Annotated in this window: 21 protein-coding genes; 16 read left to right on the plus strand and 5 right to left on the minus strand. The window is 66.1% G+C overall.

The genetic code is table 11. The annotated features are described in order from the left end of the window. Nucleotides 1-3: 3 nt before the first annotated feature. Entirely contained in the window at nucleotides 4-861 is an 858-nt protein-coding gene (locus VN934_01110; protein ID HXM17392.1) for a DMT family transporter, read from the minus strand. Between the two features lie 115 nt (nucleotides 862-976). Here VN934_01110 and VN934_01115 point away from each other — a divergent pair, with 115 nt between their 5' ends. Further along, complete coding sequence (locus tag VN934_01115) at nucleotides 977-2,914, plus strand: S9 family peptidase (protein HXM17393.1); 1,938 nt, start codon at nucleotides 977-979, stop codon at nucleotides 2,912-2,914. Here VN934_01115 and VN934_01120 read toward each other — a convergent pair whose 3' ends face one another. Further along, on the minus strand, nucleotides 2,915-3,049 hold the full coding sequence (locus tag VN934_01120; GenBank protein HXM17394.1) for a hypothetical protein: 135 nt from the start codon (nucleotides 3,047-3,049) through the stop codon (nucleotides 2,915-2,917). Beyond that, the gene (locus VN934_01125) at nucleotides 3,046-4,227 is read right to left on the minus strand and encodes a PLP-dependent aspartate aminotransferase family protein (GenBank protein ID HXM17395.1); all 1,182 of its coding nucleotides are present in this window, start codon (nucleotides 4,225-4,227) and stop codon (nucleotides 3,046-3,048) included. Before VN934_01125 ends, VN934_01120 begins: the two co-directional genes overlap by 4 nt. Here VN934_01125 and VN934_01130 point away from each other — a divergent pair. The 7 genes from VN934_01130 (at nucleotide 4,216) to VN934_01160 (ending at nucleotide 13,286) form a co-directional block, all read left to right on the plus strand. Continuing rightward, a complete protein-coding gene (locus VN934_01130) occupies nucleotides 4,216-4,854 on the plus strand; it encodes a GNAT family N-acetyltransferase (protein HXM17396.1) in 639 nt (212 codons plus the stop codon). The genes VN934_01125 and VN934_01130 overlap by 12 nt on opposite strands. A gap of 519 nt (nucleotides 4,855-5,373) precedes the next feature. Then, nucleotides 5,374-6,618, plus strand: a complete 1,245-nt coding sequence (fabF, locus tag VN934_01135) for a beta-ketoacyl-ACP synthase II (GenBank protein HXM17397.1) — start codon at nucleotides 5,374-5,376, stop codon at nucleotides 6,616-6,618. Next, nucleotides 6,611-7,327, plus strand: a complete 717-nt coding sequence (gene rnc, locus VN934_01140) for a ribonuclease III (GenBank protein ID HXM17398.1) — start codon at nucleotides 6,611-6,613, stop codon at nucleotides 7,325-7,327. Before fabF ends, rnc begins: the two co-directional genes overlap by 8 nt. Nucleotides 7,328-7,362: 35 nt before the next feature. Next, nucleotides 7,363-10,899 carry a chromosome segregation protein SMC gene (gene smc / locus VN934_01145; protein ID HXM17399.1) on the plus strand — a complete coding sequence of 1,179 codons (3,537 nt, stop codon included), beginning with the start codon at nucleotides 7,363-7,365 and terminating at the stop codon, nucleotides 10,897-10,899. After that, a complete protein-coding gene (gene purH / locus VN934_01150) occupies nucleotides 10,892-12,466 on the plus strand; it encodes a bifunctional phosphoribosylaminoimidazolecarboxamide formyltransferase/IMP cyclohydrolase (protein HXM17400.1) in 1,575 nt (524 codons plus the stop codon). The genes smc and purH overlap by 8 nt, the downstream gene beginning before the upstream one ends. A 6-nt stretch (nucleotides 12,467-12,472) precedes the next feature. Next, nucleotides 12,473-12,805, plus strand: coding sequence for a hypothetical protein (locus VN934_01155; protein HXM17401.1), 333 nt, complete (start codon nucleotides 12,473-12,475; stop codon nucleotides 12,803-12,805). A gap of 10 nt (nucleotides 12,806-12,815) precedes the next feature. After that, complete coding sequence (locus VN934_01160; protein HXM17402.1) at nucleotides 12,816-13,286, plus strand: peroxiredoxin; 471 nt, start codon at nucleotides 12,816-12,818, stop codon at nucleotides 13,284-13,286. On the opposite strand, the gene VN934_01165 is transcribed toward VN934_01160, so the two are convergent. Both VN934_01165 and VN934_01170 read right to left on the minus strand, forming a co-directional pair. Beyond that, nucleotides 13,273-13,827: a hypothetical protein gene (locus VN934_01165; protein HXM17403.1), complete on the minus strand. Its 555-nt coding sequence runs from the start codon at nucleotides 13,825-13,827 to the stop codon at nucleotides 13,273-13,275. The genes VN934_01160 and VN934_01165 overlap by 14 nt on opposite strands. Further along, nucleotides 13,824-14,606, minus strand: coding sequence for a hypothetical protein (locus VN934_01170; GenBank protein ID HXM17404.1), 783 nt, complete (start codon nucleotides 14,604-14,606; stop codon nucleotides 13,824-13,826). The genes VN934_01165 and VN934_01170 overlap by 4 nt, the downstream gene beginning before the upstream one ends. Before the next feature lie 102 nt (nucleotides 14,607-14,708). Between VN934_01170 and hisS the strand changes: the two genes are divergently transcribed. From hisS to VN934_01210, 8 genes are read left to right on the plus strand one after another with little or no spacing between them, the layout of a single operon-like run. Continuing rightward, complete coding sequence (gene hisS / locus VN934_01175) at nucleotides 14,709-15,989, plus strand: histidine--tRNA ligase (protein HXM17405.1); 1,281 nt, start codon at nucleotides 14,709-14,711, stop codon at nucleotides 15,987-15,989. A gap of 8 nt (nucleotides 15,990-15,997) precedes the next feature. Further along, nucleotides 15,998-16,441, plus strand: a complete 444-nt coding sequence (locus tag VN934_01180) for a biotin/lipoyl-containing protein (protein ID HXM17406.1) — start codon at nucleotides 15,998-16,000, stop codon at nucleotides 16,439-16,441. After that, the gene (locus VN934_01185; GenBank protein HXM17407.1) at nucleotides 16,426-17,019 is read left to right on the plus strand and encodes an SIS domain-containing protein; all 594 of its coding nucleotides are present in this window, start codon (nucleotides 16,426-16,428) and stop codon (nucleotides 17,017-17,019) included. Before VN934_01180 ends, VN934_01185 begins: the two co-directional genes overlap by 16 nt. Further along, nucleotides 17,016-17,648 carry an HAD-IIIA family hydrolase gene (locus VN934_01190; GenBank protein HXM17408.1) on the plus strand — a complete coding sequence of 211 codons (633 nt, stop codon included), beginning with the start codon at nucleotides 17,016-17,018 and terminating at the stop codon, nucleotides 17,646-17,648. Before VN934_01185 ends, VN934_01190 begins: the two co-directional genes overlap by 4 nt. Then, complete coding sequence (rfaE1, locus tag VN934_01195) at nucleotides 17,645-18,670, plus strand: D-glycero-beta-D-manno-heptose-7-phosphate kinase (protein HXM17409.1); 1,026 nt, start codon at nucleotides 17,645-17,647, stop codon at nucleotides 18,668-18,670. The genes VN934_01190 and rfaE1 overlap by 4 nt, the downstream gene beginning before the upstream one ends. After that, the gene (locus VN934_01200) at nucleotides 18,654-19,136 is read left to right on the plus strand and encodes an adenylyltransferase/cytidyltransferase family protein (protein ID HXM17410.1); all 483 of its coding nucleotides are present in this window, start codon (nucleotides 18,654-18,656) and stop codon (nucleotides 19,134-19,136) included. Before rfaE1 ends, VN934_01200 begins: the two co-directional genes overlap by 17 nt. After that, complete coding sequence (locus VN934_01205) at nucleotides 19,133-20,380, plus strand: hypothetical protein (protein HXM17411.1); 1,248 nt, start codon at nucleotides 19,133-19,135, stop codon at nucleotides 20,378-20,380. The genes VN934_01200 and VN934_01205 overlap by 4 nt, the downstream gene beginning before the upstream one ends. Continuing rightward, entirely contained in the window at nucleotides 20,381-21,244 is an 864-nt protein-coding gene (locus VN934_01210; protein ID HXM17412.1) for a glycosyltransferase, read from the plus strand. It abuts the gene before it with no gap. The last annotated feature ends 12 nt before the right edge of the window (nucleotides 21,245-21,256 follow it).

The following is a 21,256-nucleotide window of genomic DNA, read 5'->3' on the forward strand; positions in this document are numbered from 1 at the left end:
GCCCTATCGCGCGAGCGCGATCAGCGAGACGCTGATCGCTGCGAGGGCCATGCCGCCAAGGGCGAGCGGGGTCATGCGTTCTTTAAGGATGAAGCGCGCCATCAGCACGGTGCTGGCGGGATACAGCGAGGTCAAAACCGCGACGACCGAGAGCAGGCCGTAGCGCGTCGAGATCACGTACAGCGCCGTGCTGGTCGCGTCGATGAGTCCGGCTAGGACGATGGGCCGAAGCGGAGCGGAAAAGGGCTGGATCGGGCGGCGAGTCGCAAACGCGATCGTGCCGAGCAGCACGATCGACGAACAACGCGCGGCAGCCAGCGCCCACAAGCCCGCCTCATGACGCACGTGCGCCAACAGGATCAAGAACGTGCCGATAGCAAGTCCGGAAGCGATCCCTGCGGCGATTCCAGCGCGAGCCGCGCGCGGCGGCAGGGGATTGGCTGCGTGTTCGGGCGCGCTCGATATCAGAACCACCGAGACCAAAGCCAGCCCCACCCCGTAGAGCGCGAGCGCAGCGGGTCGCTCTCCGCTCGCGATACCGAACACGACGGGCAGCGAGGCGCCGAGCAGGGCGGTCAGCGGCGAGACGACGCTCATGCGGCCAATCGCAAGTCCGAGATAGAGCAGCGCGAGGCCGACGCCGCCCGCGCAGCCGGCCGCAAGACCCCAACCCACATCGCCGGCGTTCGGAAACGCGGTCCCCGGAACGAACCAGACCGTGCATAGCAGCAATGCGAGACCGGAAAGCTGCGAGATCACCACGACCGTGAGCACGGGCGTGCGCCGGGTCACAAGTCCGGCTACAAAGTCGGCTGCCCCGAATGCCACGGCCGACAACAAAGCTAATATCGTTGCGAGCACGATAGTGCAGCATGCGAGAGAAACGGATCAAAGTCCGGCTTGCCGCATCCAGAGAACAAGAGGAAGTAGCCGCGCCCGGCTCGGACGTTTGCAACCCCAGATTCGGAGGACCGCCATGCGAATCCAATGGACGAAGTTGTCCGTGCTCGTCATCCCGCTCGCGCTGATCGCGACGCTGGCAGCGCCCGCGCGCGCCGACCTGCCGCCGCTGATCCCGCGCGACGTGCTGTTCGGCAACCCGGAGAAAGCAGCGCCGGCGATCTCTCCCGATGGTGTGCGTTTGGCCTACTTGGCGCCGTCCAATGGCGTGCTCGCCGTCTGGGTGAAAACGATCGGTCGAAACGACGACCGCGTCGTGGCCTCCGACCCGAACCGTCCGATTCGCAACGTCACGTGGGCGCCGAACTCCCTCAGCGTCCTTTACACCCAAGACAAGAATGGCGACGAGAACTCTCACATTCTCGCCGCGGGCATCGCCGGTGGCGCTCCTCGGGATCTCACGCCGTACGACGGCGTGCGCGCGGATATCCTGGACATCAACCTCGCCCAACCGCACGCGATTCTCATCCAGATGAACAAGCGCGATAAGAGCGTCTTTGACGTGTATCGGCTCGACCCGGCCACTGGAAAATCGACCTTGGACACGCAGAACCCCGGCTCGGTGGCGGGCTGGGTCGCTGACGCATCGTTGCAAGTGCGCGCCTCATTCACCCAACACGCCGATGGTTCGTACGAGATCGACGTGCGCGACGCGCCGAGTTCGAAGTGGCGCAAACTCGTCACGTTCAGCGCGGATGACGGCTTGCCGTCGCCCGAAGGGTTCTCGGCGGACGGCAAGTCCCTGTACGTCACGGCCAACGCCGGCGCGAACGTCGCTCGACTGCTGAAGTACGACGTCGCAACCGGAAAATACAGCATGGTCTACCAGGATCCCGCGTACGATGTGGATAGCGCATACTTTTCATCGTCACACCGGCTGATCGCCGCAAGGATCCAGCGCGAACACCTCGAGTGGGCGTTCTTCGATCCCGCATATCAACTGGATTTCGCGGCGCTGATCGCCGCCCACCGGGGCGACATCCGCATTCTCGGCTCGGATCGGGCCGAACACACGCTGCTCATCAGCTACACCGTTGCCGACGGTCCCGTCTCGTACTACCTCTACGACCGCTACACCAAGACCACCTCATTTCTCTTCAGCGCCCGCCCCGCGCTGGATCTGCTCGCGCTTGCGAACATGCAGCCGATCACTTACCAAGCCCGCGACGGCTTGACGATTCACGGCTACCTGACACTGCCGGTCGGCGTCGAACCGACAAAACTACCCATGGTGATGCTCGTGCACGGCGGACCGTGGGGCAGAGACGTGTGGGGCTACAGCGGCACCGTGCAGTGGCTGGCAAACCGCGGCTATGCGGTCTTGCAGGCGAACTTCCGCGGTTCGACCGGCTACGGCAAGGCGTTTCTCAATGCGGGTGATCGCCAGTGGGCGGGCACGATGCGCACCGATCTGCTCGACGCAAAGGATTGGGCGGTGACGCAAGGCTACGCCGATGCCAAGCGCGTGGCCATCATGGGCGGCAGTTACGGCGGCTATGCCACGCTGGCGGCGCTGGCGTTTTCACCAGACGCGTTCACGTGCGGCGTCGACATCGTCGGGCCCTCGAATCTCAACACGCTCTTGGCGTCGATACCGCCGTACTGGGAGACGCAGCGCGCGCTGTTCGACCGGCGCATGGGCGACACGGTGGATATTCTCAACGCGCAATCGCCGCTGTTCAAGGCGGATCAGATCAAGGCGCCGCTGCTCATCGGCCAGGGACTGCACGATCCGCGCGTCAACGTTCGCGAGAGCGACCAGATCGTGGCCGCGATGCGCCAAAACGGCAGGCCCGTGACCTACATCGTGTTCCCGGATGAGGGCCACGGCTTCGCGAAACCGGAGAACACCAAGCGCTTCAATGCGGCGGTGGAATCGTTCTTGGCGAAGTATCTCTACGGCCGCGACGAGCCGCCGAAGCGAGACGAAAACGTCTCCGCCTTCCTGAAATGACTAATCGCCGCAGCAGTTCTCGATGAGGCGCCCGCATTTGGCGCAGTAGATCTTGGCGATGCGGTAGACCACGTCGGTTGAACCGCAGGCGTAACAGCGGAGATTTTCCGCGTTCTTAGGCGGTTTCTGTTTCATATAGCGTCCAAGCCGCGCTTCAGGTCGCCTTCGATGTCTTCCACCGCCTCGATGCCCACCGACAAGCGCAAGAAGCCGTCGTGGATGCCAAGCGCCGCGCGTTCCTCGGCCGAAAGCGCGCGATGCGACGACTTTGCGGGATGCGCGAGCGTGGTCCCGACGCCTCCAAAGCTCAAGACCAGCTTGATGAGCTCAAGTTTGCCCAACAGCCGGTTGACTGCAGCAGCGCCGCCGTCTATTTCAAAGGAAAGCATCGGGCCGAACCCATTTACCAGCACTCGGCGCGCGACCGCGTGGTCGGGATGCGATTCCAGCCCCGGATAGTGGACGACGCGGATTTTCGGGTGATGCGCGAGCCAGCCGGCGACGCGCGCCGCATTCGCCGACTCGCGCTCGACGCGCAGCGTCACGCTGCTCACGGAACGCGTGCTCAGCCACGCGTCGAACGCCCCTGGCACGATGCTGCTGCGGACGGCGAGCGTGCGGATCGGCTCGACGAGCTCGCGCGCGCCGCCGACCGCGCCGATCACCACGTCGTGATGACCGCTGAGGAACTTCGTCGCGCTCTCCATCACCAGGTCCGCGCCGAGTGCGAGGGGGCGGCAATGCCACGGCGTGGCCAACGTGTTGTCCGCCAAAAGCAGCGCGCCGCGCTCGTGCGCGATATCCGCGAGCACTGGAACGTCCGCCACGCGCATCCGCGGATTTGAGATCGTCTCAACGAGCACGAGGCGCGCGGGCATTGCCAGCGCGCGGCGCACGACGTCGAGGTCGGTGGCGTCGAGGAACTCGGCGCTCACCCCGAAGCGGGCGAGGTGCTGCATGAGGCGGACGCTGTTCCCGTAGAGGTCGCGGCTGGCCACGATCCGGTCGCCTTGGCGCAGCACACCGAGAAACGTGGCGAGCAGCGCCGACATGCCGCCGCTCGTCACCACGACCGATTGCGCGCCCTCTAACGACGCGAGCTGTGCCTCAAGCGCCAGCGTGTTGGGCAAGCCATCGGTGCCGTAAATGGCTCCGGGCACGCGGTGCTCGTAGACCGCATCGACCTCATCGAGATCGCGGAACGCCCAACCGGCGGACTGATAGATCGGCAGACTTGCGGGTTGATTGACGGGTCGCGGGATGTCGCCGGCGTGCACCGCTTGCGTCGCGAGAGTAGTTTCATGCTTGTCCACGAAGGTGACGTTACCGTGCCCTCGCTCGATTCCCTCGGCATCGTCAACGCCGATACACCGGCGCGCATCGCAGATGCGCGAGAGCTTCTTCGGGAATACGCCGCGTCGATCGCCGGCACGGTTTGCTTGACGCACCTGGATGAAGAGCTTGCCGATCTGCCCGGCGCTTACGGCCCGCCGCGCGGCAGGCTGTTGCTCGCGTATGCGGCGGGGACGCCGATCGGATGCGTGTGCTTGCGCGACCTCGGGCTTTGGACGTGCGAGATGAAGCGCTTGTACGTCCGCCCAGCGCACCGCGCCACGGGCGCCGGGCGCGCGCTGGTCGAGTCGGTCATCGACGTCGCCGCCGGCATCGGCTACCGGAGAATGCGCTTGGACACGCTGCCTTTCATGGCGCGCGCCATCGACCTCTACCGGAGTTTAGGTTTCGTCCGCATCGACCCATACGGGCCGGGGGCTGCGAAGGGAGCGCTGGTCTTCGAGTTGCTCCTCAACAGCGTGAGGAAGCTTGGATGGGCCGTATACACGGGGCTCGCGCGCAAGGACGGCGGGCCGCGCGGCGAGCGCTACTTCAAAGAATTAAAGAAGGGGCCCCGCCGAAGCGGCACCCCTCGAAATCTGTCATAACGCGATTAGCGCGTTAGTGTTTCTTTTTCTTTTTCGCCTTTGCTTTCTTCTTGGCCACGGTGTGCAGGTCACCTCCCCTCTGAATTTCCGGCGCTCGCGGGGCGTTGCTGTACGCCTCTTTGTATGATTGTATCCGCCGCTGCGGAGCGTTGGCGGTTTTTGCGCGCGGCCGGAGGGTACGGGGTCTTTACACGGCCCACATCGCGACTGTTCGCGTCGATGCACTATTCCCCTTCATTATCATCGGTTGGGGGAAAAAATACTTGAGCCACCCATTTTCCAGTGTCGTGGAGAAAAAGTTTTGCGATTCGCGGTTCTACGCGCATCGTGCGCGAACGATCCGCAACGCACGCGCGTGCAACGCGAGCTGGAATCAAATCGACCTACAAGTCCGCTCCACCATCGCCTCATTGCAGGAACCACGCTTCAACGCACACCATATAGGGAAGGCGATAATAGGTCCCGGGCTCGATACTGCGTTACCCGGGACGCCATCATGAGGACGCTTTAGCAAACCGCATGCGCTTTGAGAGGCGCGTCGTCGTCACCGGCCTCGGCGCCATCACGCCGCTCGGCAACTCCGTCTCGGAGTTCTGGTCCAACGTAACCGCCGGCAAGAGCGGCATCGATACCATCACGTTCTTCGATCCGTCGGCTCTGCCGACGCGTTTCGCCGGTGAAGTGCGCGGTTTCGACGCCGCGGCCGTCATCGGCAAGAAGGACGCGCGCCGGATGGATCGGTTCGCGCAATTCGCCTTTGTCGCCGCCAATGAGGCCGTGAAGGACTCCGGGCTTGTGGTGGACGACGGCAATCGAGACGAGATCGGCGCTATCATGGGGTCCGGTATCGGCGGCCTCACGACCATCGAGCAGCAGCATCAAGTCATGCTCGCGCAGGGCGCCGACCGCCTCTCACCGTTCTTCATCCCGATGCTCATCGGCAACATCGCGCCGGGCCTCATCTCCATCCACCTCGGCTTGCGCGGCCCCACGCAGACCGCCGTGTCGGCATGCGCCTCGTCGAACAACGCGATCGGCGACGCGTATCGCACGATTCAGATGGGCGAAGCGAACGCGATGATCTGCGGCGGCTCGGAGGCGCCCATCACGCCGCTGGCGGTCGCCGGGTTCTGCGCCATGCGCGCCCTATCGACGCGCAACGACCAGCCGCAAAAGGCCAGCCGCCCCTTTGACAAGGAGCGCGACGGCTTCGTGATGTCCGAAGGCGGCGGAGCCATGGTGCTCGAGGAGCTCGAGTCTGCCCGCAAGCGAAGCGCAAAAATCTATGCCGAGATCGTCGGCTACGGGCGATCGTCGGATGCTTATCATATGGTAGCGCCCGACCCGGACGCGCGCGGCGTGACCCTCGCGATGGAACGAGCGCTGCGCGATGCGAACATCAAGCCCGAAGACGTCGACTACATCAACGCGCACGCGACGTCGACCGACCTCGGCGACATCTCGGAGACGTCTGCGATTCACCGCGTGTTCGGCGAAAAAGCCAAAAAACTGCCGGTCAGCTCGAACAAGTCCATGTTCGGCCACGCCCTGGGGGCGGCGGGAGCGCTGGAGGGCATTTGCACCGTGCTGACCATCCGCGACGGCATCATCCCGCCCACCATCAACTACGAGCACGTCGACCCGGCATGCGATCTGGACTGCGTGCCCAACGTGGCGCGCAAGGCCGAAGTGAACATCGCGATGTCGAATTCGTTCGGTTTCGGCGGCCACGACGCGGTGCTGGTCTTCAAAAAATTTGTCTGACGGCGCACGCCGGCGCCAAGCGCTCCGGGCCTTCGGCAAACGCTTGGGCTTGAAGGCAACGGCGGCGGGCGAATGCGCCATGCTCGACACCGCGCTGACCCACGATTCCTACGTCCACGAAAAATCGGGCCGAAGCGCCGGCCTTCAATCCAACGAGCGCCTCGAGTTCCTCGGCGATGCGGCTCTGGGCTTGATCGTCGGGCGAGCGCTACACGATCGCTTCGCGCAGGAATCCGAGGGCAGGCTTTCGCGCAGGCGAGCGGCGCTGATCTCGCGGAGCGCGTTGGCGCAGACGGCGCAGCGAGTTGGCATCGGCTTGCTGCTGCGCTTGGGCAAGGGCGAGAGCGCGGCGCACGGCGAGCAGCGCCCGTCCATCCTTGCCGCGGCGTTCGAGGCGATCGTCGGAGCGGTCTACGTGACCGAGGGATTCGAAGCAGCCGCGCGCTTCGTCGAGCGCCAGCATCTCGCGCACGCGGCATCGGTTTCGGCCGCCGACCCGAAGACCGCGCTTCAAGAGCTGACCCAAGAGCGCTTTTCGAAAACGCCTTCGTATGCGACGAGCGGTGAGAGCGGCCCGCCTCACTCGCGAGTGTTTTCGGCGACCGTATCGATCGACGGTGACGTGCTTGGAAAGGGCTCTGGACCCACCAAAAAACAGGCGCAGACCCAGGCGGCTGCCGAAGCCCTGCACAGGCTGCGTTCAAGCTAGCCCGCACGAGGGAAAGCGCGATCTACCTAAAGAGCATAGACCTCTTCGGCTTCAAGACGTTCGCGGAACGCACGCGTCTGGTTTTCGAACCCGGCATCTCCGCCGTGGTCGGTCCCAACGGCTCGGGCAAGTCGAACTTGGTCGATGCGGTGCGCTGGACGCTTGGCGAACAAAGCGCGAAGCAGCTGCGCGGATCCCGGATGGACGAAGTCATCTTCGCGGGCAACGCGCGGCGCCGGCCCGTGGGCATGGCCGAAGTCACGCTCACCTTCGACAACAGCGACGGCGCGCTGTCCACGCCATTCGCCGAGATCGCGGTCACGCGCCGCGTCTATCGCAACGGCGAAGGCGAGTACTTCCTCAACAAGTCGCACGTCCGTTTGCGCGACATCATGGATCTCTTGCTCGGCACCGGTTTGGGTCCGGACGCGTCGGCGATCATCTCGCAGGGCGAGATCGACGCGATCCTTTCGGCCAAGCCGCTTGCGCGCCGCGAAGTGTTCGAGGAAGTCGCCGGCACGAGCAAATATCAAGCGCGCAAACAAGAAGCCCAGCGCCGCCTGGATCAGACCGAAACCAACGCGCTGCGCATCAACGACGTGTTGATGGAGCTCGAACGGCAGGTGCCGGCGGTCGAGCAGCAGGTGCGCCGCGCCAAACGCTATCAGAAAGTGGTCGGGCGGCTGCGCGATATCGAGATCTTGTCGTTCCTCTTGAAGACGCAAGCGCGGCGCGGAGAGCGCGCCGGCCTCGCGAAAACGCTTGGCGAAGAGGAGGCCGAACGCGCGGACGTGGAGCGGCGCCGCACGCAACTGGAGGCTGAGGCGAGCCGGGTCCGCTACGAGGAGTATCAGGCCTCCCTCGCGCTGGACGAGCGCAACGCGGCGCGCTCAGAGACGGCGCAGGCGTTGCAAGAAGCTTCGTCGGCGCAAGCCACCGCCCAGGCGCGTTTTGAGGAGATGGGGCGCCGCTGCGAAGCGCTCGAGCGCGACGTCGATGTGGCCGCGCGGGCGAGCACCGCCGCCGAGGCCGAGGTCGCCACACTCGTCGCGCAGCTCGCAGAGTCGCGCCAGCGACGCGATGCCGCCATGCACGAGGTCGAGCAGCGTTCGCACGCTGAGCGCACCGGCGCGGCGACATGGGAACGAGCGTACGCGCGGTTGCGCGAGGTCGAGGACCGCCGCGCGAAGGCCGCGGCGCGAGCGGCCGAGAGCGAAGGCGCGTTGCAGGCGCAGAACGCCGTGCGCGATCGCGCAAAAGCGACCGTTGCGCAGCTCGAGAGCGACCTTGCCACGACCCGCGAGCAGCTCACGGCACACGGACAGCGCAGCGAGGCGCTTGCGAATGCGTTGGCGGACGCGCATCGAGCGCTGGCAGCCGCAGCTGACGACCTTTCGCTTGCGCAGCGCGCCCATACGGTTGCCACGCAGGCTTTGGAAGAGGCGCGCGCCGACCTCGAGAGCAAGCGCGCTGCGGTCGCCCATAGCCAAGCGCGCCACGATGCGCTGCAAGAATTCGAAACGAGTGGGCACGGACGCCCCGGATCCGTGCAAGCGGTGCTGGACGCGCGCAGCGCCAAGCGGCTTCGTGGCATCGCGGGCGTGGTGTCGGAGCTTCTCGACGTCGACCGGCAATACGCCGCCGCGATCGACGTCGCATTGGGGCCGAACGCGCACGCATTGGTCACGGATACGGGCGAAAACGCACAGGCCGCCATCGCCATGTTGCGGTCCTCGCGCGCGGGCCGCGCGACCTTCGTGGCGCTGGACGCCGTCCGCCAGCGCGAGCTGCCGCTGCTTGAAGAAGCGCGCTCGCGGCCGGGCGTGATCGGGCTGGCGGCCGACCTGGTGCGCTGCCCGAGCGAAGCGCGCCCGGCGATCGAGTATCTGCTCGGCAACGTCATCGTGGTGGACAAACTCGCCACTGCATTGGCGCTGGGCCGGGCCTATGCCCACGCGAGCGTGGTCACCGTCGGCGGCGAACTGGTGCGCGATGTCGCGATCACCGGGGGCAGCGCCGAGGGCGAAGCGGGACCGCTGGCTCGTCGAGTCGCGATCGCCGATTTGGCGAAGGCGCTCTCCGAACACCAAGCGATCGCGGACGCAGCGCGCGATGCCGTGGCTTCGGCTCACCGAGTCCTGGATGAGGCGGCTGCGGCGCGCGAACGCGCCCAGCAACGTCGAAGCGAGGGCTTTAGCGCGCGTCAAGACGCAGCGGTCGGATTGGAACGATCCAAGGCCGAGGCCGAAGCGCTTGCCCGCGCGGGCGCCAGCTTCGAAGAGCAATTGAGCGACGCGCGCGTCGAACTGGGAAAAGCGGCGAGCGAGTGGCAAGCCACGGAGCGAAACGCGAAGACTGGGCGAGATGCGGTCGCAATTCTGGAAGCCGACCGGAAGAAGGCGGCAGCCGAAAGCGACGCGCTCCAAAACGAATTGACGGGCTTGCGCGAGCGGCATCGCACGGCCGCGGCCGACGCTGCGGCGCTGGTCGAGCGGGTCGCGCAAGTAGGCGACGACGTCGAAGCGGCGCGCGCAAACGTGATCGACCGCCGCAAAGCGCATGAAGCCAGCGCGAGCTCGCTGGCGCAAGCCAAAGAGGAGCACTCGCGCTCGAGCAAGGACGCCGCCGCGACAGCGGGTCGGCGCAGCGAGGCCGACTCGGCGCTAGCGAAGATCCAGTCCGAAGCGGACGCGCTGCGCGCCAAACGCGACGAGCTCGCCGCGTCGGCGCGCACGCTAGAAGAACGATTGTCGGGCGAACAACAGCAAGGGCAAGAGCGCCGTCTCGAATTTGAACGCCACAAGATGCGGCTGGCCGAGATCGACGCCGAACTCGGGGTGTTGCAGGAGACGTTTGCGCAGAATCCGGCGACGCCCGAGGAGTGCGATGACGTCGCCAAGCGCTGCGCCGGCTACGAAGGCGACGCGGACGCGGAGATCCGCCGCTTGCGCGACGAACTCGCGCGGCTGGGAGGCGTCAATCTCAACGCGCTGGAGGATCAGGCCGCGCTGGTCGAGCGCCGCGACTTCTTGCGCCATCAGCTGATCGACCTCGAGGAGGCGCGCAAGAGCATCTTATCGGTGATCGCCGACATCGACGCCGAATCGGTGCGCCAGTTCAACAGCGTCTTCGAAAAAGTCGCCGAGGCCTTCGGCGAGATGTTTGGGCGCTTGTTCAGCGGCGGCGTCGGCAAGATATGGCTCGCGCAGTCCGAGGACCCGGCCCTCGCCGGCGTCGAGATCGCCGCGCAGCCGCCCGGCAAGAAGATGCAAAGTCTGAACGCCCTCTCCGGCGGCGAGCGCGCACTGACGGCTGTGGCGCTGATCTTTGCGATTTTGAAGGTGCGCCCAAGCCCGTTTTACATCTTCGACGAGATCGACGCCGCGCTCGACGAGGCCAACATCGGCCGCTTCGGCGCGGTGCTGGCGGAATTCGCAAGCCGCGCGCAGATCGTGATCATCACGCATAACAAGGCGACCATGACGCTCGCCGACCGCATCTACGGCGTCACCATGGGCGAACCGGGGGTCTCCAGCCTGCTTTCGCTCGCGCTGGAGCAGGTGGGTGCCTGACGCCGTAGCCCCCGTCGCGTTGCTCTCGCTCTCGGACCGGTCAGGCCTTGAGTCGCTCGCGCGCACGTTGGCGCGCCGCGGCTATCGGCTGATAGCTACGAGCGGCACAGCGGCCGCCGTGCGCGCTTTCGGATTGACGTGCGAGGATATCGGCGACATCACGGGCTTTCCAACGTTGTTCGGCGGCCGGGTCAAGACGCTGCACCCGATCATCTTGGGCGGTGTGCTGGCGGACCCGCAAAGCGCCGAGCACGCGGCCGAGATGCGCGCGCACAAGATCCCGGCGATCTCCGTCGTCGCCGTGAGCCTGTATCCGTTCGAGAAGACCGTGACGAACGTGCGCGTGACCGATGCGGAAGCCGTCGAGCAGATCGACATCGGCGGCGTCACGCTGCTGCGCGCCGCCGCAAAGAATTTCGAGCGCGTAAGCGTCTTGAGCGATGCGGCAGCGTTCGAAGCGTTCGCGCGCGCCGCCGATGACGGCGGGCCGACGCTCGAACAGCGCCGACGCTGGGCAGCCACCGCATTCCGGCGCTGCGAAGACTACGATCGCGCGATCGCCCGCTACTTCAATGATCCGTCAAGTAGTGCCGGAGCTTTAGCTCCGGATGGCGGCCTCCATCTCGATCTTCCTCTCGCGGCCCGCGTGCGCTACGGCGAAAACCCGTGGGCGCTGGGGGCTTTTTTCGGCACGATGGCGATGGAGCAGCTTTCCGGCAAGGAGCTATCATATAACAACTTGCTCGACGTCGACGCGTGCCTTAGACTGCTCGCGCCCATCGATGAGCCAAAGGGATTTCCGGCGGGCGTGCGCTCGCGCCGGCATGTACGCGGCGCGATCGTCAAGCACACCGTGCCGAGCGGCGTCGCCGCGCGCGACTCTGTCGCGCAAGCCTTAGCGGCCGCGCTCGGGGCGGATCCGATCTCCGCGTTCGGCGGCATCGTGGCATGCGATGCCGGCATCGACCTGGCGGCGGCGCAGCTGCTCAACTCGAGGTTCCTCGAAGTGATCGCCGCGCCCGGCTTCGATGCTGCGGCGCTGGAGCTGCTCGAGAAAAAGAAGAACTTGCGATTGCTGACCTTCGATCCGACGTTGCCGGCGCGGCTGCTCGCCGAGCCGAAATTGCGCTCGGCGCTTGGCGGACTGCTGGTCGAACGCCCCGATCCTGCGGCCGCGCCCGATGCGTGGCGCGTCGTCACCGAGGTCGAACCGACGCCGCCGCAGTGGCGCGACCTGCTCTTCGCATTCGCAGCGGTGCGCCAGGTCAAGTCCAATGCGGTGGTGGTGGCGGCGGACGAAGTGACGCTCGGCGTTTGCGGCGGGCAGACCAATCGCGTTGCCGCCGTCGAAATCGCATGTCAACGAGCCGGCGCGGCGGCGCGGGGCGCCACGCTCGCGACAGACGGGTTCTTTCCGTTCGCGGATGGCATCGATGCGGCGGCTCGCGCCGGCATCGCGGCCGTGGTCGCGCCGAGCGGTTCGATCCGCGACGAGGAAGTCATCGCAGCGGCGCGCAAGGCTGGCGTCGCCCTCGTTTTTTCGACGCGTCGCTACTTCTCGCACTAGAGGATCATGGCAAAAGCAAAACCCGCACCGCGCGCCGTGGTCGCGTACGATTCGATAGCTGCGTCGATGACGAAAAAAGGCGGCGTCGAGGCGTCGCAGATGTTCGGCATGCCGACCCTCAAGGTGAAGGGCAAGGCGTTCGCCGGGCTTTTCAACGACGCGATGGTGTTCAAACTGAAAGGCGTGCATCACGCAGCGGCGCTGGCGTTGGCCGGCGCGAAGCTATTCGATCCCATGGGCGGCAGGCCCATGAAAGAATGGGTGCAAGTGCCCATGAAACACGAAAGCGCGTGGGTCAAGTTGGCAGAGAGCGCGCGCGATTACGTGTCAAAAGGTTAGGAGTCCGCTCGTGCTCGACGTCGAAGATCGCGCCCCTTCCATCGCAGTGCCGGATCAGAGCGGCAAACCGCGCACGCTCGGCGAGTTCGCCGGCGCGTGGCTGGTGCTGTGGTTCTATCCTAAGGACTTCACCAGCGGCTGAACCAACGAGGCGTCGCAGTTCCGCGACGCTTACCCGCAGTTCCAAGCCGCCGGCGCAGAAGTGATCGGCGTCAACCGCGATTCCGCAGAGTCGCACGCGAAGTTCCAGGGCGAACTCGCCCTCCCGTTCCCGCTGTTGGCCGACACCGACGAGAAGTTGTGCAAAGCATTCGGGGTGCTCGTGGAGCGCGAGCACGAAGGCAAGAAGTTCATGGGCGTGCAGCGCTCGACGTTCCTGATCGATCACACAGGCGTGATCCGCAAAGTGTGGCCGAAAGTAGACGTGACCGGGCACGCGGCCGACGTGCTCGCCACGCTGCTCCAACTCACAGCCGCTTAAGCGTGGCCGCCGAGAGCTCGTAGCGCAGTTCGCCGTCACGCAACGTCGCGTGTAAAGCGCCGCTGACGCGAACGCGCGTGCCCGCGGCTGCGAGCGCGATCGGCGATGCCGGTGTCACGTCGAAGCCGACGTCGATCGCGTCGGCGGCGCAACAGGTCATGATGCGGCGCGATACAGCGGCGGATCGACCGCCGCGTGGCGGCGTCCATTCGCCGCTGACGCTGACGCGTTTGCCGAGGACGGAAGCCGGGTCACGATCGATTCTGTCGAGCAGCGCGAAGAGGTCACCGCCTGGATGTCTCCCTACCGGTCTCGCGATGACCGGGCCCGCATTTTCAGGCGGCATTTGCGGAAGGGCGAGGCCGAGCGCGGCACCCGTGAAGAGCGCGATCAGGCTGCTCCGAGACGCACGCACATGCATGGCGGCGACGATGCCCGCGGCCAGTATGAGAACGGCCGGCGGAAGCGCGATGAGCGCCGGAGCCGCGCCCGAGATGACCGACCCCAGCGCAACCCCTGCGACGAGCGGCCCGAGTTTCATCGAGCGATAATCGCCGCGAGGCAGCAGCCCGCCGCGCCCGCGATAGTTCCGAGCAGCGCAGGGGCGGCGCCGAAGCACCGCCCGAGCAGAGTGATCTGACGAACGTCGATGCATTGCGCCGCCACGATGAAGGTCGCGTGCGCCGCCGATGTCGACATCAGCGCGCGGGCCAGGATCGGGTCGGCGCTCGAGCACGGGGAGAGCAGCGCGCCGGCAAACGCCGCGAACCACGGCGAGGAGTGAGCCCGGAGCCAGTCCGGAAAAAAAGCCAAAACGGTGCCGCCCAAGACCGCGGCCAAGACCAGCGATTTCACACCGCTCCCGAAATGCTCGACAAGTGCGGGCTGCCCGACCTTAGTCTGGCAAGAAGCTTCAGTTGCTTTGAAGCGGGCGCGCCCGATCGCCCATGAAGTCGCGATCAGCAGCGACGCAGCAAGAGCGCCGCCCATGCGCGCGAGCGTGAGCCTGCCGCCGAGGATTTGATACGTGGTGAGCAGAGCGATCGGGTTGCAACAGCTTCCCCACACGATGAGCGCGCCTGCGACTGGAGGCGGCAGCGATCCCAACGAGCGAGCAAATCCGTTCATGCTGCAGTCGCAGCCCGGCGCGATGGCAGCGAAGAGCGCGACTAATACGGAGCGGTGAGCCAGACGTTCGAACATGGCCGCCGCAATCGCGCCCACAAGGATATATGGAATGGCCTCCAGGACTATCGACCAAGCATACGTCCACGCGCGAGCCGCATCGGACCATGCGAGCGCCGTTGTGGCAGGCGACACGAAACACGCGCCGGCGATCGCACAAAGCAACGTCAGCCGGACTAAAGTCCGGCATACCACACCAACGTCCGGCAGACCAAATATCGTCATCAGAGGAGGGATGTGAAGGACCTCAAGGCGCCGCGCGGCACCTTCGACATACTCCCCGCGCAAGCTCGCCTTTGGCAAGCCCTCGAGCGCATCGTCGACGACGTTTGCGCTCGCTTCGGCTATGGTGAGATCCGGACGCCGATCTTCGAATCGACCGATGTTTTCGTGCGCACGCTCGGCGAGGGAACCGACGTCGTCTCGAAGGAGATGTACACATTCACGGACCGCGGCGACCGCAGCATCACGCTGCGTCCGGAACTCACGGCGCCGGTGGTGCGAGCGGCGCTCGAGCACAATCTCCTGCAGAATCTGCCGTTGAAGCTGTACTATCGCGGACCGATCTTCCGCTACGAACGCCCGCAGAAGGGGCGCTTCCGCCAATCGCACCAATGGGGCGTCGAATGTTTTGGCGTCGCGGGGCCAGAGGCCGACGCAGAGATCATCGCGATCGGACTCGCGGTGTTGCGCGGCGCCGGCGTGTTCGAGTATCGCGTTGAGATCAATTCGATGGGCTGCGACGCGTGCCGCCCGCGCTATCGCGACGCGTTGATCTCCTATTTTCGCGGTCGGGCAGGCGAATTGAGCGAGATCAGCCGCCAACGCCTGGAAAAGAATCCCTTGCGCATACTCGATTCGAAGGACGAGGCCGATCGCAAAGTCGTGGACGGCGCTCCGGATATCGCCGGCTTCTGGTGCAAGGAGTGTCGCGAGCACTTCGAACGGACGTTGTTCATCCTCGCGGCGATCGGCGAAACGGCGATCGAACGCAACCCGAAGATCGTCCGCGGCTTCGACTACTACACGCGCACCGTCTTCGAGATCACGACCAATGTGCTCGGCGCGCAAAACGCCGTGTGCGGCGGCGGCCGCTACGACAACCTCGTCGCAGATATGGGCGGTCCGCCGACTGCCGGTGTCGGACTGGCCATGGGAATGGAGCGCCTGCTCCTCTTGGCAGAAGCGAGCGGCAGCGCTGCGCATCTGGCAAGCCCGCCCGGTATCGAGGTCGCCTTCGTTCCGGTGGACGCGGAAGACGCGTTGCTGCTCTTGCCGGTCATGCATCACCTTCGCGCGCGGGGCGTCGCAGCGGACATGGATTACACTCGCCGCAAACTCGAAAAGCAACTTCGCAACGCGGCCGAACGCGGTGCGAAGCTCGCGGTCATCGCGGGAAGCAACGAGCGCGCCGCCGGCGAAGTGACCATTCAAGACCTGAACACGCGGGAGCGCCGATCGGTCAAGCTCTCCGCGGCGCAAAGCGAGGTCATACGCATGCTCGGCAAGGAAGCCTAAGAGACGCGATGGATCTCAACAAGAAGATCCTGGACCAACTCGTCGAGCTGATGCAGCGCGACGGGCTTGACCGTCTGCGCGTGCGCGTGGGCGACCTCGATCTCGACCTTCGCATGTCGCTGCCGCACGCGGCTGAATCCTCGGGTTCGGCGGCCGCCAGCGCGAGCGCCGCCGGGTCGCAACACGCGACGAAAACCGACGAAGCGCCGCCGGGCGTGCGCAAAGTTCTCGCGCCGCTCGTCGGCGTTTTCTATCGCGCGCCCGCACCCAGTGCAAAACTGTTCGTCGAAAACGGCGACAGCGTTTCCGCAGGCCAGGTTTTGTGCATCCTGGAAGCGATGAAGCTGATGAATGAGATCGTGAGCGAGTACGACGGCACCGTGGTCAAGGTCTGCGCCAAGGACGGCGAGTTGGTGTCGCTGCATCAGGAGCTGTTTTGGATCGGGAGCTGAACGCGCCGCAACGGACTAAACGATTCGAAGACTGCCTCGCCGAACGCGCCGACCTGTGGTTCGGCACCGATTACGGGGACGCGGTCAGGCTATGTGTGGACGCGATCGTGCGCTGCCTGCGCTCGAAAGGAACGGTCTACTTCTTCGGCAACGGCGGCAGCGCCGCGCAAGCCCAGCACCTCGCCGCCGAACTCACGGGACGCTTCATGCTGGAGCGCCCGGGATGGGCAGGCCTCGCCCTTTCTACCGACACCTCGGCGATCACCGCGATCGCGAACGATTACGGTTTCGAGCAGATCTTCGCGCGCCAGCTCGAGGGGTTGGCACGCAAGGGTGACGTCGCCATGGGCATCACCACCTCCGGCGCATCGCCGAACGTGCTCGCAGGCATGAAGATGGCTCGCCACAAGGGCGCCACGACCCTCGCCCTGACCGGCAACGGCGGCGGCCCGATCGTCGGGCTGGCGGACATCGCGATCGTCGGACCGAGCGGTCCGGCATGGAAAGTCCAGGAAGTGCAGTTCGCCTTAGGCCACATCATCTGCGAACTGGTGGAGCTGGCTCTGGTCGCTTCGTGACCCAGAACGCCCCCGCGCCTTCACGCCGCGCCGTATTCTTGGATCGCGACGGCACGCTGAACGTCGACAAACGCTTTGTCGGATCGCCCGACGACGTCGAACTCGCGCCCGGCGCGGCAAACGGAGCTCGCGCGCTCACCGATGCGGGCTTTTTGCTGATCGTCGCTTCGAACCAATCGGGCATCGCGCGCGGGATGTTCACGGACCGGCAGGCCGACGCGGTGGACGCGCGCGTGAGCGAGCTGCTCGCCGCGCAGGGCGCGACGATCGCCGCATTCTATCGTTGCCCGCATTTGCCCGACGCGCCGCTGCCGGCATACGCCCGCGATTGTCCCTGCCGCAAACCCAAACCCGGCATGCTGCTCCAGGCCGCAGCCGAGTGGCGCATCGATCTCGCGCAGTCGTGGGTGGTCGGCGACCGCGCTCGCGACATCGCAGCCGGCCGCGCAGCCGGTTGTCGCGCCGTCTCGGTCATCGGTTCGCCGCCGCACGAGCCGCCGGAAGATTTCAAGGCCGCGCCGCCGGATCACGCCGCGCAGGACCTAGGCGACGCCGCGCGTTTCATCATCGCCCACGCGCAGGATGCTGGAGCGTTCCGACCGAGGCCTGGAGAAGAAGGCCCTCGTTGAAAGATAATGCGTGGCTGGCACTGACGCTGCGGGCGATGCGCGGCAAGCGCATAGTCGTCGTCGGCGACATCATGCTGGACGAGTGGCTATGGGGGCGAGTGAGCCGGATCTCCCCCGAAGCGCCGGTGCCGGTCGTCGAAGTGCAGGATCAGTCGTACACGTTGGGCGGTGCCGGCAACGTGGCCAACAATCTGGCGGCGCTTGGCGCGCGCGTGCGCCTGATCGGCGTCGTCGGCGATGACCAAGCAGCGCAACGCGTGCGCGACCTCTGCAAGACGCTGCGCATCGATACCAGCGGCATCGCGTCCGTGCGCTCCCGGCCGACCACGCAAAAGACCCGCATCGTAGCGCACAACCAGCAGGTGGTGCGCGCGGATCGAGAGCACGTCGGCGGCCTTGACGCTCGCGCCGCGAAGTCCATCCGTGCCGCGGTCGCGGCGCTTGATGGTGAGGTTGACGGCGCGATCGTCTCTGACTACGGCAAGGGGCTCATCAGCGCGCCGATCGTTCGCGCGCTGCTTGCATTCAAACACAGGGTCGTCGTAGCGGGTGACCCGAAACCGCGCAACCTCGATGCATTTGCCGGAGTGGACTGCATCGCGCCCAACACCGCCGAGGCCGAAGGAGCCGCGGGGACGCCGATCCGCACCGACGCCGACCTTGCGGCCGCCGCCCGCCAGCTCTTGCGACGCACCGGCTGCCGCTATGTGTTGATCACGCGTGGCGAGCACGGCATGACGCTGTTCGCAAAATCACAGCCGCCATTCACCGTGCCTGCCATCGCGCGGCAGGTGTACGACGTCAGCGGCGCCGGCGACACCGTCATCTCGGCGCTCACCCTTGCGCTGGTCGCGGGGGCTTCGATTCAACGAGCGGTCGAGCTCGCGTCGATCGCCGCGGGCGTGGTGGTCGAGAAGCTTGGCACCGCGACCGCGTCGCCTAAGGAGATCCTGCACTTCGCAGAGCACGAGGGCATCGCGCACGCCAAGCGGTTCGGGGGTGCGCGTGCGCGCCGCCGATAAGATCGTCGCCCGCGAAGAGCTGGCTCGCCGGCTTTCGCAGCTGCGCGCGACCCAGGGCAAAGTGGTCTTCACCAACGGCGTGTTCGATTTGCTGCACGTCGGCCACGTGCGCTACCTGGAATTCGCGCGGGCCCTGGGCGGCATGCTCGTCGTCGGCGTCAACTCCGACGCTTCCGTGCGCCAGCTCGGCAAAGCTCCGGGAAGACCTATCGTGCCGCAAGCGGAACGCGCCGAGGTCGTCGCCGCGTTGGCAAGCGTCGACTTCGTGTGCATTTTCGACGAGCTGCGCCCCGACGCGACGATCCGCGCCCTGCGCCCCGATGTTCACGTCAAGAGCGCAGAGTATGCGGGCGCGGAACTGCCTGAGGCGGGCGCGGTGCGCGACGTCGGCGGCGAGATCGTGTTCGCGCCGCACGTGGAAGGCAGCTCGACGACGTCGTTGCTGAGCCGCATCGCACGGAGATGAGCGCGCGACTGGTCGTCACCGTCAACGGTCCCGGAGAATTGATGGGCTGGGCTCGACCCTTCGTGCGCGCGGTGTACGCTCACGAGCCCGACGCGGCGCTCACCATCGTGTTCGTCCCATGCGCGTACGCCACCGGAAAAGAGGCCGCCATCACGCGCCTGTTGTTCCCGCGGGCGACGGTCGTCGAGCCCAAACGCTACGCGCGCTTCCTCATGGGGCGCGCGACCGAAGGCATGACGCGCGGTCCTGGGGCGCTGCAATATCTCGGCGGCGATCTTTTCCACGCGACCACCATCGCGAAGCGGCTCGGCGTGCGCCCGATGACGTACAAATTCTCGCATCGCCCGTACGCGCACGTCTTCGAGCGCTTCTTCGCGCTGGATGAGGCGAACGCGGCGCAGTTCCGCCGCCAGGGTGCGCCGGCAGAGGCCGTGCGCGTCGTCGGCAATTTGGTCCCCGACTCGGTGCTCGGGTCTCTCGATTTTCCGCCGCCGACGCCGGGTATCGGTGAAGGCGTGTGCTTCTTGCCCGGCAGCCGGCCATACGAGTTGCACAGCCTGCTGCCGTTCTTCTTGGGCGCTGCGGGCAAACTCGCGGCGCGCCACCCCGGCCTCGGGTTCTCCGTGGTGATATCGCCGTTCAACAGCGATGACGAATTGCGCGCCAGTCTGCGGGCGCCGGACCCGGCGCTGGGAGGCATCGGCGGTGAACTCATCGAGGAAGGCAATGCGATCCTCGCCGGCGGCATCCGCTTCGCTCTGGACCGCTCCGGCGGATACCGCGCGATGGCCGGCGCTCAGCTTGTCGTCACGATTCCTGGGACCAAATGCCTGGAAGCCGCAGTGCTGGGCCGCCCAACCTTGACGGTGCTCCCGACCAATCGCATGGACCAGGTCGCCATGAACGGCATCGCCGGCTATCTTCAATATATACCGCTGGTCGGCCGGCCGATCAAGACGTGGGTCGCGCGTAACGCGGAGCGGCGCTTTCGGTTCGTCGCACAACCGAATATCGACGCCGACCGGCTGATCATGCCCGAACTGCGGGGCATTCTCACGCCGGACGACGTCGCGGAGCGCGCCGGACAGATGCTTGCGGATCCGCAAAACCTGCGTGCCATGGGCGAGTCGCTTGCAAAGATCTATGCGCCGCACGCCGGCGCCTCGGATCGCATGGCAAGAGAAGCGCTGATCGTCGCTGCGGCGGAGCCCAAGCGCAGCGCCGCTCGGGGAGCTGCTTCGTAAGTGCCTGAAGCCACGGTGGTCATCGCGACGCGCGACCGCGCGTCGCTTTTGCGCGACTGCCTGGGCGGGCTCGCGCGGCAGAGCGCGGCCGGGCGCTTCGAGGTGATCGTGGTCGACAACGGCTCGAGCGATGAGACGCCGCGCGTGATCCACGAAGCCGGTGCGCGCGGTCTCTTCGTGGCCGATCCGAACCGCGCCAAAGCGCGCAATGCGGGAATAGCGCAAGCCGCCGGCCGCATCGTGATCTTTTGCGACGACGACACGCTGCCGCCCGCTGATTTCGTGCAGGCGCATCTGCACGCGCATGGGGACGCGCTCGACCGGGCGGTGACCGGTCCGATCGTCAACGTGCCCGACGCGCAACATCTGCCGCCTGCCGACTCGCGCCACTACTCGCGCCAATTCTTTTGCACGTGCAACGCGAGCGCGCCGAAGGCCGCGCTTGAAGCCGTCGGCGGATTCGACGAACGCTATGACCTCTACGGCTGGGAGGACACCGATCTGGGCGTCCGCCTGCGGGCGAACGGCATGTGCCACGTGTTCGCATGGGACGCGTACATCTATCACCTCAAGCCCGACTCGATGACGACGCTGGAGCGGCGCATCGCCCTTACGCGCGAAAAGGCTGCGATGGCGGCGCGCTTTGTGCGGAAGAACCCGAGTTGGCGCGTGAAGCTCGCAACCGGCGCCTATGCCGCCAACTTCGTGCGCGCGTCGATCGTCAACGCGCGGCCGCTGCGCCGCATGTACGAGCGGCTGTCCGAAGGGTCTCCAACGCTGCTCCGCCGGCTCGCGCGCGAGGCGCTCATCGATGCGCACTACGTCGACGCATTGCGCACGGCGCTACGCCGCCCCGATGCTTAGCAAAACGAGGTT

Source organism: Candidatus Tumulicola sp. (assembly GCA_035601835.1).
Lineage (GTDB): Bacteria > Vulcanimicrobiota > Vulcanimicrobiia > Eremiobacterales > Eremiobacteraceae > DATNNM01.